The following is a 13,523-nucleotide window of genomic DNA, read 5'->3' on the forward strand; positions in this document are numbered from 1 at the left end:
CGATTCTGCGGCGTGAAGCCGTGTTTCCCTTGCAAAGTGATTCCATATCTGCTATAATAAATGCGGTATATCATTCGAGAGCATCACTTTAAGGGAGGAAAAACGCTCATGACAAAAATTGATCTGATTACCGGTATTTTAGGCTCTGGAAAAACCACATGGATCCACCAATACGCCGAGCACCTGATTCAGCAGGGGCAGCGAATTGCCATTCTGGAAAACGATTTCGGGGCAGTCAATGTGGATATGGTCATGCTACAGGACTTGAAGTGCGAGAACTGTCAGCTGGAAATGATTGCCGGCGGCGGTGATCCGTGCTGCCACAAGCGGCGGTTCAAAACTCAGCTGATTTCGCTGGGCATGCAGCACTTTGATCGGGTCATCATAGAACCGTCCGGCATTTTTGATATGGACGAATTTTTTGATACCCTGTATGAATCGCCGCTGGATCGGTGGTTTGAGATCGGCAGTATTCTCACCATAATCGATGCCGAAATGCCGGAGGTGCTTTCTGCTCAAATGGAATATCTGCTGGCTTCTGAGGCGGCGTGCTGCGGGAAGCTGCTTCTCAGCAAGTGGCAGAATGTACAGGAGGAAGCACAGCCGGTATTGACAGAACGCATTCTGAACCACCTGAACCGTGCTCTGACTGGCATTCAGTGCAGCCGGCGGTTTCAGCCGAAGGACCTGCTGGTAATGGACTGGGCGAATTTGCAGCCGTCTGACTATGCAGCATTGCAGTCTGCCGGCTATCGGAATTGCAGCTATGTCAAGCAGTTCCGCACGGAAACGCTGGAGAGCGAGGTGCACTACTTCATGCACGTTGCCATGCCGGAAAAACAGATCGCCCCACTGATACAGCAGATTTTTGCTGATTCCGACTGCGGGAAGATCTACCGCATCAAGGGCTCTCTGCCCACAGAGAACGGCGGCTGGCTGAAAGTTAATGCTACGGCGGAAAAAATCGAGATCTCTCCGGTGGCGGACGGGCAGTCCGTCTTGATCGTGATCGGGGACAAGGTAAAAAAGGAAAAGATCGATGCGTATCTGCAAGCTGTAAACGCAGATTCAGAATATGTTTCCATTTAAGGAAACACTGAATAAAGCCCGCCTGACGGCTTTGTACGCAATCTGCTTGCAGATTTTCCGTCATATTGCCTAGAAATCCCTTGCCATACGGCAGTATGCCTGCGGAATTTCTACGCAATCTGCCGAAAAATCTGACTACGCATCTTACGCACAAGCTTTATTCAGTGTTTCCTTAATTACAAATGCTCTGATTGAAAAAATCAGGGCATTTTTTGAACGTATTCCAACTAATCGACAAATCCTCCCGATTTTACGTGAATGTTCCAGACTTTGACTAAAAATGTTTCCTGACAGCGATTTTTAAGTGGAAACATTTCAAAAGATATTGCGACACAAGCGGAAATATAGTATAATATAAATCTAAACATGCAAAAGAGTGTGCATGTTTGATTTGATTGGAAAACACGAAATCAAAAGCATGTGTAATGCTTTTTGAATTAGGAGAAGAATGAAAATATCATGTCACAATTTAGCGAAACTCTGACTCGTCTGATGCGGCAGAAGCACCTGAAATCGGTGGAACTATGCGAAATACTGTCCATTCGGAAGTCCCGTTTTAGTAAAATCAAAAACGGCGGGATTCTTCCCACAGATTTTTCACTGGTGGAACAGCTGGCAAAAGCCATGCACCTGAATCCGCAGGAAGAAAAGGAACTGTACCTGTCCTATCAGATGTCCAAATTCGGGCACACCTACGAGCAGATCGAAGCTTCCATGAAGCGGCTGTACGAGGTGGAATGCCCTCAGTATTATCAAAAAGAGGAGTGTCTGGATACGCCGGTTTCTGCGGAAAACGGACACCTGTACACCAACAAAATGGCAGTCCTTGCGGCGGTGCAACGGCTTTGCCTGAACACCGCTTCCGTGCGGATCGCTATACAGCCGGAGGATCAGGACCTGTTGGAGATCTTAGGACGTTGTGTTGCTTCCTGCGGCGATACGGTGTCCATGCAGTGGCTGTTCTGGCTGGAACCTTCTGACGGCGGCATTTCGGCGGCAAATCTGGACGTATTTTCGAAAGCTCTGCCAGTCATCTGTGCGGGGCGTATGGAAATTCGATGTACTTATGGAGCTTTGCCGGAGCTGTTGGAGCAGCATTTGTTCCCCTATTTTATTGTGACCGAACGGGGTGCCCTGACAATTTCACGGGACTGCACCAAGGCAATGTGGTTCTGCCAGCCGGCGACAGTTTCTCTGTACGAGAAGCAGTACGCCTTTCTGTTTGAACGCAGCAATCCTTTCTGTCACAAGTTTTTCAGCTTGCCGGAATTTTTTCAGGCAATCAACCAGACACGAAATATGGTCAACGAACGGCAGGGAGAGGAACTCTATATCCTCGCCAAGCATCCCTGCATTTCCAGCGGGATTTCGGAGCGGGACTTGCAGACCATGTATCTGTCAGAGGAGGAATCCGGTTATAACGCAAATACCTGCTATACCTATCTGGTAGACTATATGACACGTGTCAAATGCGAACACATCATTTTTTCGGAGCAGGGCATGCAGGAGTTTTTCCAGAGCGACCTGTACTACGAATATTCCGAATCGATCTCCACACCGATCTCCAAGGAACGGCGGTATGAGATGCTGTCCAGTATTCTGAAACAGAACAGTGACCGCTGGCGTTTTCAGATGCTGAAATATTCGTTCATGGATCATGCGAATATTCACGGTCTGGACATCTGGAATGACGGGGCAATCGTTCTGGTCATGAACTTCCACGAGAATTTCTTTTTGATCACGCTGAAAGAAAAATCCATTTCTTCTGCGATTCTGGCATATCTGCACTATCTGGAGGAGTTGAAAGTATTGAGCCCCAGTGCAGAAACAGCAGATATGTTGTTGAAAAAGTGTCAGTTCCATCAGAAGACCATGACAACAAAATCCACATAAGGCAATACCGCACAAAGAGCGTCTGGCGACTTTGCACGCCATCTGCTTGCAAATTTTCCGTCATATTTCACAAAAATGCTCGTGAATATAGCAAGTATTCACTCCGCTTTTTGTTTCATCTGACGAAAAATTTGACGACGCATCTGTCGCACAATCTTTGTGCGGTATTGCCCTAAAAACACCAGCCGCGGGCAAATACGGATTGCCTGCGGCTGGTGTTTTCTGATTCTTGCGTTTTCTGTTATTACTGATAATGTGCCAGAAACTGACGGGTGCGTTCCTGTGCGGGACGCTCGAAGATCTGTTCCGGCGTGCCTTCTTCAACAATGTAGCCGTCTGCCATGAAGATGATCCGATTGGAAATGGCTCTTGCAAAACTCATTTCGTGGGTAACGATGACCATTGTCATGTGATCTTCTGCCAGCAGACGAATGACTTCCAGAATTTCACCAGTCAGTTCCGGATCCAGTGCAGAAGTCGGTTCGTCGAAAAACAGGATCGACGGGGACATTGCCAGAGCACGTACAATGGCAACTCGCTGCTGCTGTCCGCCGGACAGTTCGCAGGGATACGCTTTTGCCTTGTCAGCCAGACCGACTTTTTTCAGCAGTTCCATTGCTGTTTTCTCTGCTTCGGTACGGCTTTTCTTGAGGATCAGCCGCGGGGCTTCGGTGATGTTCCGGAGCACGGAATAGTGCGGAAACAGGTTGAAGTTCTGGAATACCAGACCAAAATAGTGTTGGATCTTGCGGAATTCCGCCTTGGGGGCATAGACCGGACGCTTGCCGTCCTTCGCTTGTACTGCCTCCTGTCCCATGTAGGAAATTTTTCCGCTGGAGAGTGTTTCCAGAAATGTGCAGCATCGCAGCAGTGTCGATTTTCCGGAGCCAGAGGGACCGATAATGGAGAGCACCTCTCCCGGCTTTACGGAAAAGGAAATATCCTTGAGAACCTGCACCTCTCCAAAATGCTTTTGCAGGTGTTCAACTTCTAAGTAATTCAATGTGGCACCTCTTAAATCTTGTAGTAGTTCAGCTTCTTTTCCAGCAGGGACATCAGACCGGCAACTACCAGATTGAAGACATAGTAGAAGATCGCAGCAGCCAGATAGGGGAGCATGGAGGTTTCCGAAGCCGCGATCATCTGGGTTTCTGTAAACAGTTCAATGTAGGAAATCGCAAAGGCGAGGGAAGTATCCTTGACCAGTGTGATCGATTCGTTGGTCACTGCCGGCAGCACCCGCTTGATCATCTGCGGGGTAATGATCCGCAGGAATTTCTGCATGCGGCTGTACCCCAGAATCTTGGCAGCTTCGTGCTGTCCAACGGGAATGGACTGAATGCCGCTGCGGAAAATTTCTGCAAAATAAGCGGCGTAGTTCAGCGAAAAAGCGATGATTACTGCCCAGAAGCGGTAATTGGTCGTCAGGGGAAGTCCGAACAGAAAATACTTTCCGAAATAGATGACCAGCAGCTGTAACATCAGCGGCGTGCCGCGGACAACAGAAATGTAAAATTTCATCAGCCACTGTACCGGCTTCCATGCATACATGCGGGCCACACAGATGAGAAGTCCCAGCGGCATGGAAAATACCAGTGTCAGCAGGAAGATCCATGTGGAACGCAGCATGCTGTCGCTCAATTGTGCGACGATTTCAAAAAAAGACATATCAGGTTTCCTTTCGGAGATTTAGTCAATAACAGAATCCGTCAGATCCCACTTTTCAGCGATCTCTGCAAACTTGCCGTCCTCACGCATTTCGTCCAGTGTTTTCTGTACCTTGTCCCGCAGCTCGGTGTTGTTCTTGGCGAAGCCCACTGCATACTGTTCTGCGGAGAGCACGTCGTCCAGAATCTTGTACTTGCCGTCGCGGGATTCCATCTGATACTTTGCAACGCCGATGTCCATGGCAATGGCTTCTACTGCATTGGAGTCCAGATTCATAAAGGCTGTGTTGTAATCAGAAACGACTACCAGTTCCTTGAAAGAATCCTTCAGCTCCTTGTTGTCATCTTCCTTGAGGGCAGCCTCTGCGGAAGAATCGGTCTGTACAGCAACGCTCTTGCCGGCGAGGTCATCAAAGGTAGCAATGCCGCTGTCCTCCTTGACCACGAATACCTGCGAGTTGTCTACATACGGTTCTGTCCATGCGTATTCGTCCTCACGGCCGTTCATGGTGAAGCCGTTCCAGATGCAGCTGATCGTGCCGGAATTCAGTTCCATATCCTTGGCGTTCCAGTCGATGGGCTGCTTGACCAGTTCCCAGTCGTTCCGCTTGCAGACTTCCGCAGCCAGATCCAGATCGAATCCCACATATTCGCCGTTTTCGTCCTGATAGCCATAGGGCGGGAATGCGGCATCAAAGCCCACAATGAATTTTTCCTTGCCGCCGTTTTTGGAATTGTCTTTGCTGCTGCCGCAGCCCACCATGGAAAATGCCATTGCTCCGGCTGCAACGCCTGCCAGCAGGCGGATTGTCCAGTTCTTTTTCATACGTAAAACTCCTTTTTCTCAATGATAGACGATATGTTGATGCAGCGGTGCTTTAGGAAACACTGCATAAAGCCCGCCTGACGGCTTTGCACGCAATCTGCTTGCAGATTTTCCGTCATATTGCCCAGAAATCCCTTGCCAGACACCAAGTCTGCCTGCGAAATTTCTGTGCAATCTGCCGAAAAATCTGACTACGCATCTTACGCACAAGCTTTATGCAGTGTTTCCTTTACAGCACTACTACATTATCACAAAAAACATTTTTATTATAACATGGTTTTTCCGGTCTGTCAACCGGATTTCACGTGTGAAAAGAAAGAATTTATCAACATATCATATCAAAAACGCAAAAAATCCGAAAATACCGGAAAACCGCTTGCATTCTTTGCGAATTTCGATTATAATAGAAAAGAATTGCGTATCAGCAATAAAAGCCATGTCAGTACAGGACTGACAGAAAGGAAGTTCACATATGAAAAAAACAACGAAAGCAATCGCACTTCTGGCAGCAAGCACGATGCTGGCAGTATCTCTGACGGCATGCGGCACTCCTGCCAACACTGTATTCAGTGCAGATGATCTGAAAGGCAAGAAGATCGGTGCACAGCTGGGAACCACCGGCTATGTCTATGCCGGCGATGTAGAAGATGCCACCGTAGAACCGTATAATAAAGGTGCAGATGCCGTACAGGCTCTGAAGCAGGGCAAGCTGGATGCTGTTATCATCGACAGCGAGCCGGCAAAGGCATTTGTGGCAAAGAACGATACCCTGAAAATTCTGGACGATCCCTTTGCAGAGGAAGAATATGCCATTGCCTACAAGAAGGGCAACGATGAACTGGGACAGAAGCTGGACGATGCTCTGACCAAGCTGAAAGAGGACGGCACACTGGACGAGATCGTCAGCCACTGGATCGGCGATGACGCAGACCAGAAGTCCTACACACCGGATGACAGCGTAGAACGGGACGGCACACTGGTTATGGCGACTAACGCAGAATTCCCGCCCTATGAGAGCGTAGACGGAGAAACCATTGTCGGTGTCGATGTGGATATGATGCAGGCTGTCTGCGACGAGATCGGTATGGAACTGAAAGTGGAGAACATGGAATTCGATTCCATTATCGCTGCTGTACAGTCCGGCAAAGCAGATGTCGGCGTAGCCGGCATGACTGTTACACCGGACCGTGAGGAAAACGTATCCTTTACACAGGGCTATGCAACGACGACACAGGTTATCATTGTCCGGAAAGACTAACAGGAGATCACAACCGTGAATTTTATCGATAACTTTATAAATAAATTCCATTCCACTCTTATTGAGAAAGACCGCTGGCTGTACCTGCTGGACGGCTTGAAAACGACGCTGATCATCACATTTTTCGCGGTGATCCTGGGCATGGTGCTGGGCTTTCTCATTGCCATTGTCCGTTCCACCCACGACAAGACCGGAAAGCTGGGCTTTCTGAATGTTCTGGCACGGATCTATCTGACAGTGATCCGCGGCACGCCTGTCGTTGTACAGCTGTTGATCATCTACTTTGTCATTTTCGCCTCGGTGAATGTGGGGAAAACCTTTGTGGCGGTGCTGGCGTTCGGTCTGAACTCTGCGGCGTATGTGGCAGAGATCGTGCGTTCCGGCATTATGTCGATCGACAACGGACAGTTTGAGGCAAGTGCCAGTCTGGGACTGAACTACCCGAAAACACTGCTCTCCGTCATTCTGCCGCAGGCGTTCAAGAATGTGCTGCCGGCACTGGCGAACGAGTGCATCGTTCTGCTGAAAGAAACTTCGGTTGCCGGCTATATTGCGGTGATCGACCTGACCAAGGGCGGCGATATTATCCGAAGCCAGACCTACGAGGCATTCCTGCCGCTGATCGCAGTTGCCCTGATCTATTTGATTATGGTCATGATCTTGAGTTCTCTGGTGACAAAACTGGAAAGGAGATTGGCGAGAAGTGATCGAGGTTAAACATCTGGACAAATCCTTTGGAGATCTCCATATTCTGAAAGACATTTCCACAAACATCGAAAAGGGCGAAAAGGTAGTCATCATCGGGCCGTCCGGTTCCGGCAAGAGCACCTTTCTCCGCTGTCTGAACCGTCTGGAACAGCCCAGCGACGGACAGATCTTCTTTGAGGGTGAAGACCTGACACACATGCCCGACCGGCAGCTTTACAGCGTGCGGCAGAAAATGGGCATGGTTTTCCAGCATTTTCACCTGTTCCCGCACCTGACCATTCAGAAGAATATCACTCTTGCACCGGTAAAACTGAAACGCATGACACAGGCGGAGGCAGATGCCAAAGCCACAGAACTGCTGCAAAAAGTCGGACTGGCAGACAAGGCAAACCAGTATCCCGACCAGCTTTCCGGCGGACAGAAACAGCGTATCGCCATTGCCAGAGCACTGGCAATGAATCCGGATGTGATGCTGTTTGACGAACCGACTTCGGCACTGGATCCGGAAATGGTCGGCGAAGTACTGGAACTGATGCGGGAACTGGCAGACGACGGCATGACCATGATTGTGGTGACTCACGAAATGGGCTTTGCCAAGGAAGTTGCCTCCCGTGTGATGTTCATGGACGGCGGAAAGATCGTGGAAGAAAACGAACCGCAGGAATTTTTCAGCAACCCCAAGAATCCCCGCCTGCGGGAGTTTCTGTCCAAGGTACTGTGAGCAATGGCGTATCAGACTGTCATTTTGAAGCAGCTTAACGAGGGCTGTGCCGCTGTGCGAAAAGCCGTTTTCATGGAAGAACAGGGGTTTCAGCAGGAGTTCGACGACGTGGACGACCGTGCGTATCACGTGCTGATACAGGACGGAGAGCGTCCCGTTGCCACCGGACGACTGTTCACAGAGGACGGCGAAACATATCTCATCGGCAGAGTTGCCGTGCTGTCTGCCTATCGGGGGCAGCATCTGGGAGAACACGTTGTCACTGCACTGGAACAGCAGGCGAAGGCATGCGGTGCCAAGTGCATTACCCTTTCGGCACAATGCCGTGCGGCAGGCTTTTATGAAAAGCTGGGCTATACCAAAACAGAAGAGTATCACATGGACGAGTTTTGTCCCCATGTGACCATGCGAAAAGCATTTTGAAAGAGCAGAGCATACCGGAGCACATACGGCTTCGGTGTGCTTTTTTGTTGTGATCTGTTCGATGAAATATGACGGAATTCTGCGGAGAAACCCGTTCCGGCAGTGCGGGAAATAAATTGTTCACCAAATAAAATGTAAATTTCAGCCGAAAAAGCTGGACAATTCCATCAGAAAATTGTATAATAAAGATGGGATTTTCCGAGATGCTTTCCAAGCGGGCATTTTTTCGCAGTTTATGCGGAACGGTCTGGAACTATCGCGGAATTTCTGTCGGACGGTATCGTATCGTCAGAACGTCAGATTTGCAGAATGGTCTGACAAGGAGATGAACCCATGTGGTTCTTACAGGAGGATTCAATGAACGAACAGGAAATCAAAGAACAGCTTTGTGATGTCTGCCACAAGATGTGGCAGCTGGGCTGGGTGGCTGCCAATGACGGAAATGTTTCCGTGAAGCTGGAGGACGGCACCTTTTTTGCAACACCTACCGGCATGAGCAAAAGCTTCATCACACCGGACAAGCTGGTTCGCATCAACGACAAGGGCGAAGTGCTGGAGGGGGCTGCAGGGCTGCGGCCGTCCTCGGAAATCAAAATGCACCTCTGCTGCTATCGGGAACGTCCCGATGTGGGAGCTGTGCTGCATGCACATCCGCCTGTGGCAACCGGTTATGCCGTTGCCAACAAGGCACTGGACGAGTACACCATGATCGAGTCGGTAATTGCCATTGGCTCTGTGCCGGTGACACCTTACGGCACGCCCTCTACAGACGAAGTGCCGGAGGCGATCAAGCCCTATTTGCAGGAGCATGACGTGATGCTTCTGCAAAATCATGGTGCCCTGACGGTGGGAGCAGACCTGATCACTGCGTACTACCGCATGGAAACGCTGGAACTCTTTGCAAAGATCTCCCTGAATGCCCACCTGCTGGGCGGTGCACAGGAGATCTCGCGGGAGAACATCGACCGGCTTTGCAGCATGCGTGCACAGTACGGCGTAACGGGAAAGCACCCCGGCTATAAGAAGTACCCCAACGGTCAGAACTGAATCGGAGGTGTTTTTTTATGCTGAAACACATTCCGGAGATTCTGACACCGGAGCTTTTGAAAGTGCTCATGGAAATGGGACACGGCGATGAAATTGTGATCGCCGACGGCAATTTCCCCGGTGCGGCAATTGCACAGCGGCTGATCCGTCTGGACGGTCACGGCGTTCCGGAGATTCTGGACGCGGTGATGCAGTTCTTTCCGCTGGACAGCTACACGGAAAAGCGGGTGGGACTTATGGAAGTGGTAGCCGGCGATCCGGCAGTTCCTGTAATTTGGGACACCTACCGTGAGATCCTGAACCGGTACGAACCGGGGCACTGTCAGATCGAATTTATTGAACGGTTCGCATTTTACGAGCGTGCCAAAAAGGCATACGCCGTAATTGCCACCGGGGAAACGGCGATCTACGCCAACGTCCTGTTGAAAAAGGGCGTAGTCCTGCCGGAGGAAACCCCATGATGCGGTACGTGCTGGCACTGGATTTCGGAGCGTCCTCCGGCCGTGCCATGCTGGCAGGTTTTGACGGCAGCCGCATCACCTTGCAGGAAGTGCACCGCTTTGCCAATGAACCCGTTTCCAAGGACGGCAGATTGTACTGGAACGTGCCGCAGCTCATGGAAGAACTGGAACAGGGCTTGCAGGCAGGCTATGCCATTGCACCCTATGAAAGCATCGCCATTGATACGTGGGGCGTGGACTACGGTATGCTGGGGGCAGACGGCACCTTGCTGGAACTGCCGCGGCATTATCGGGACGGCAGAACAGACGGTATTTTGCAAAAGGCAGAACAGCTCCTGCCGGCAGCGGAACTCTACCGCCGGACAGGCACACAGGTCATGGAGATCAACACGCTGTTTCAGCTGCTCTGTCAGCGGGACAGCGGCGGCTTTGACCAGTGTGCCACGATTCTGCCAATGCCGGATCTGTTTGCGTATCTGCTGACGGGAACCATTTCCGCAGAACGCTCTATCGCCAGCACTACTCAGATGCTCTCCGCGGAAACCGGCACATGGGATCGGGAGCTGTTGAAGCTTTTCCACATTCCCCACCGGATTCTGCCGGAAATTGTGGAAAGCGGTACGGCAAAAGGCACGCTTTCTCCGGAAGTACAGCAGCGGCTGGGCTTGCCGGCGATACGCGTGACAGCGGTCTGCGGGCATGATACCCAGTGTGCTGCATTTGCGGCTCCGGCAAAGACAGACAAGCATGTGTTCCTGAGCTGCGGCACGTGGTCCCTGTTCGGAACCGAGCCGGAACAGCCGGTTCTGACAGAGCAGGCGGCGGCACTGGGCTTGTCCAATGAGATCGGCTATGGGAAAAAGGTGACGTTCCTCAAGAACATCATCGGTCTTTGGCTGTTGCAGGAGTCCCGTCGGGAATATGCCCGTCAGGGAAAGAACTACAGCTTTGCGGAGATCGAAACCATGGCACGGCAGAGCCACGAACCGTCCAGCTTTATCGATCCGGACGATCCGGTCTTTGTGCCCCACGGGGATATTCCCAAGCGGGTGCAGGCGTTTTGCCGGAAAACCGGTCAGCATGTGCCGGAGAGTGACGGAGCCATTTTCCGCTGCATCTATGAAAGTCTGGCACTGAAATACCGCATGGCTCTGGAAGAACTGGAAGCCTGCACCGGTGAAACCTATCCTGTGATCCACATCATGGGCGGCGGTGTCAAGGACAGTCTGCTCTGTCAGCTGACAGCGGATTATTGTCAGCGGCTGGTGGCAGCCGGACCGGTAGAAGCTACCGTGTACGGAAATGCCGCGATACAAATGCTGGCACTGGGAATTTTGAAAACGCCGGCAGAAGCACGGCGTTGCATTGCCGCATCGGAATCGATGCAGTTTTATCATGCAGGAGCATTTCCTGCGTCATCTTATGAGAAATATCGAACCCTGTTGAAGTGAGGTTGAGTTTATGATATATCCGAAAATCGGTATCCGTCCGGTCATTGACGGCAGACAGTTCGGTGTCCGTGAAGATCTGGAACAGCAGACCATGGACATGGCATATGCAGCACAGAAGCTGATCGAGTCCCGTCTGCGGTATCCGGACGGCACAAAGGTGCAGTGCGTCATCGCCCCGAAAACCATTGGCGGCGGGGCAGAAGCCTATGAATGTGAAACCTTTTTTCAGACACAGAACGTGTGTGCTGCCCTGTCCGTAACGCCCTGCTGGTGCTACGGCAGCGAAACCATGGATCTGAACCCGCTGACCATAAAGGCAGTGTGGGGATTCAATGGCACCGAGCGTCCGGGAGCCGTTTATCTGGCAGCCTGCATGGCGGCTCATGCACAGCGTGGCTTGCCGGCGTTTGCCATTTACGGCAAAGACGTGCAGGACAAGTGGCAGTCTGACGTTCCGGAATCCGGAGAGATTCCCGAAAAGAAAGCCTACATGCCGATTCCGGCAGATGTAGAGGAAAAGATCCTGCGGTTTGCCAAGTGTGCCGTTGCGGTGGGTGTCATGCGGAATAAGGCGTATGTCGGTCTGGGCGGCGTGTCCATGGGGATCGCCGGCTCCTATTGCAATTCAGACTTTTTCCAGAAGTATCTGGGAATCCGTGCAGAATGGATAGACCTGACTGAAATTCTCCGCCGGATCCATCTGGGCATCTATGACCACGACGAGTATGAAAAGGCTCTGGCGTGGGTAAAGGCGAATTGTCCGGAGGGCTATGATGTCAATCGGGACGTGCCGGAGGATAAGGAAATCGACCCCTTCGGCATCAAGAAGCCCCGCACTGCCGAAGAAAAGGCAAAGGAATGGGAATTCATTGTTAAGTTTACGCTGATCGTACAGGACATTTTCTTTGGCAATCCGAAGCTGCTGGAAATGGGCTGGGCAGAAGAAAGCCATGGCAGAAATGCAATTCTGGGCGGCTTTCAGGGACAGCGTATGTGGACAGACTGGCTCCCCAACGGCGACTTCACCGAAGCCATTCTCAATTCCAGCTTTGACTGGAACGGGAAAAAAGAGCCGTCCATTCTGGCAACCGAAAATGACGGCCTGAATGGTACGGCAATGCTGTTCGGCAAACTGCTCACCGGCACGGCAACGATCTTTGCCGATGTTCGAACCTACTGGAGTCCGGAAGCGGTAAAGCGTGTGACAGGTGTCGCACCTACCGGACGGGCAGCTGGCGGCTTTATCCACTTGATCAACAGCGGTGCAGCGGCTCTGGACGGCACCGGTGCATGCAGGGACGAAAACGGCACGGCGGTCATGAAGCCGTGGTGGGAAGTCAGCACCGATGATATTCAGGCAATGCTGGCAGCGACCGACTGGGCACCGGCAAATCTGGGCTATTTCCGCGGCGGCGGCTTCTCCTCGCACTATCGGACCCGTGCAGAGATGCCGGTGACGATGATTCGCGTGAACATTCTCAACGGCACACAGCCGCTGCTGCAAATCGCAGAGGGCTATACAGTAGACCTGCCGGACGAGATTCATCAGCCTTTGGACGAGCGTACCGATAAGACATGGCCGACCACATGGTTCGTGCCGAATCTGACGGGAGAGGGTGCGTTTACGGACGTGTACCATGTCATGGCAAACTGGGGTGCAAACCACGGCTGTCTGGCATACGGGCATATCGGAGCCGACCTGATCACGCTGGCAAGCATGCTGCGGATTCCGGTTTCGATGCACAATGTTTCCGAAGACCGGATCTATCGTCCGCACACATGGAGTGCCTATGGCACCAAGGATCTGGAGGCCGCGGACTATCGTGCGTGTGCCGACTACGGTCCGCTCTATTAAGGTGAATCCCGTGTTGTTCTCCTCGTGAGGGCGAAACGGATTTCATATATTCAGTTGCACACAGAAAGCCGCTCTCGGGATGCACCCTGAGGACGGTTTTCTTATTTTATCGTGTGACAGTGCA

13 protein-coding genes are annotated in these 13,523 nt (G+C 51.5%); 10 read left to right on the plus strand and 3 right to left on the minus strand.

The genetic code is table 11. The features are described from left to right. Positions 1–108: 108 nt before the first annotated feature. Both DXB92_RS10080 and DXB92_RS10085 read left to right on the plus strand, forming a co-directional pair. Positions 109–1,089 carry a GTP-binding protein gene (locus DXB92_RS10080; protein WP_117733770.1) on the plus strand — a complete coding sequence of 327 codons (981 nt, stop codon included), beginning with the start codon at positions 109–111 and terminating at the stop codon, positions 1,087–1,089. A 459-nt stretch (positions 1,090–1,548) separates the two neighbouring features. After that, positions 1,549–2,982: a helix-turn-helix transcriptional regulator gene (locus DXB92_RS10085; RefSeq protein WP_117733771.1), complete on the plus strand. Its 1,434-nt coding sequence runs from the start codon at positions 1,549–1,551 to the stop codon at positions 2,980–2,982. 244 nt (positions 2,983–3,226) lie between these two features. Here the strand turns inward: DXB92_RS10085 and DXB92_RS10090 are convergent, their stop codons facing one another. From DXB92_RS10090 to DXB92_RS10100, 3 genes are read right to left on the minus strand one after another with little or no spacing between them, the layout of a single operon-like run. Then, the gene (locus DXB92_RS10090; RefSeq protein ID WP_021682673.1) at positions 3,227–3,985 is read right to left on the minus strand and encodes an amino acid ABC transporter ATP-binding protein; all 759 of its coding nucleotides are present in this window, start codon (positions 3,983–3,985) and stop codon (positions 3,227–3,229) included. Between the two features lie 11 nt (positions 3,986–3,996). Next, a complete protein-coding gene (locus DXB92_RS10095; protein ID WP_117733772.1) occupies positions 3,997–4,650 on the minus strand; it encodes an amino acid ABC transporter permease in 654 nt (217 codons plus the stop codon). Positions 4,651–4,671: 21 nt separating this feature from the next. Then, complete coding sequence (locus tag DXB92_RS10100; protein WP_021682675.1) at positions 4,672–5,475, minus strand: amino acid ABC transporter substrate-binding protein; 804 nt, start codon at positions 5,473–5,475, stop codon at positions 4,672–4,674. Between the two features lie 472 nt (positions 5,476–5,947). On the opposite strand from DXB92_RS10100, the gene DXB92_RS10105 reads away from it, so the two are divergent. The 8 genes from DXB92_RS10105 (at position 5,948) to DXB92_RS10140 (ending at position 13,399) form a co-directional block, all read left to right on the plus strand. After that, positions 5,948–6,733 carry a transporter substrate-binding domain-containing protein gene (locus DXB92_RS10105; protein WP_117733773.1) on the plus strand — a complete coding sequence of 262 codons (786 nt, stop codon included), beginning with the start codon at positions 5,948–5,950 and terminating at the stop codon, positions 6,731–6,733. 24 nt (positions 6,734–6,757) lie between these two features. Then, positions 6,758–7,450 (plus strand): amino acid ABC transporter permease, encoded by a 693-nt coding sequence (locus DXB92_RS10110; RefSeq protein WP_040647859.1) that lies wholly within the window; start codon positions 6,758–6,760, stop codon positions 7,448–7,450. Next, positions 7,437–8,162, plus strand: coding sequence for an amino acid ABC transporter ATP-binding protein (locus tag DXB92_RS10115; RefSeq protein WP_021682680.1), 726 nt, complete (start codon positions 7,437–7,439; stop codon positions 8,160–8,162). The genes DXB92_RS10110 and DXB92_RS10115 overlap by 14 nt, the downstream gene beginning before the upstream one ends. 3 nt (positions 8,163–8,165) lie before the next feature. After that, complete coding sequence (locus DXB92_RS10120) at positions 8,166–8,585, plus strand: GNAT family N-acetyltransferase (protein WP_021682681.1); 420 nt, start codon at positions 8,166–8,168, stop codon at positions 8,583–8,585. 357 nt (positions 8,586–8,942) lie between these two features. Next, complete coding sequence (locus DXB92_RS10125) at positions 8,943–9,632, plus strand: class II aldolase/adducin family protein (RefSeq protein ID WP_040647840.1); 690 nt, start codon at positions 8,943–8,945, stop codon at positions 9,630–9,632. Between the two features lie 17 nt (positions 9,633–9,649). Continuing rightward, positions 9,650–10,093 (plus strand): L-fucose mutarotase, encoded by a 444-nt coding sequence (fucU, locus tag DXB92_RS10130; RefSeq protein ID WP_117733774.1) that lies wholly within the window; start codon positions 9,650–9,652, stop codon positions 10,091–10,093. Further along, on the plus strand, positions 10,090–11,544 hold the full coding sequence (locus DXB92_RS10135) for a rhamnulokinase family protein (RefSeq protein ID WP_117733775.1): 1,455 nt from the start codon (positions 10,090–10,092) through the stop codon (positions 11,542–11,544). Before fucU ends, DXB92_RS10135 begins: the two co-directional genes overlap by 4 nt. Positions 11,545–11,554: 10 nt before the next feature. Further along, positions 11,555–13,399, plus strand: coding sequence for an L-fucose isomerase (locus DXB92_RS10140; RefSeq protein ID WP_117733776.1), 1,845 nt, complete (start codon positions 11,555–11,557; stop codon positions 13,397–13,399). Positions 13,400–13,523: the final 124 nt, after the last annotated feature.

The sequence above is a fragment of the Ruminococcus sp. OM06-36AC genome, assembly GCF_003438725.1.
In the GTDB taxonomy this organism is placed as follows: Bacteria; Bacillota; Clostridia; order Oscillospirales; family Ruminococcaceae; genus Ruminococcus_C; species Ruminococcus_C callidus.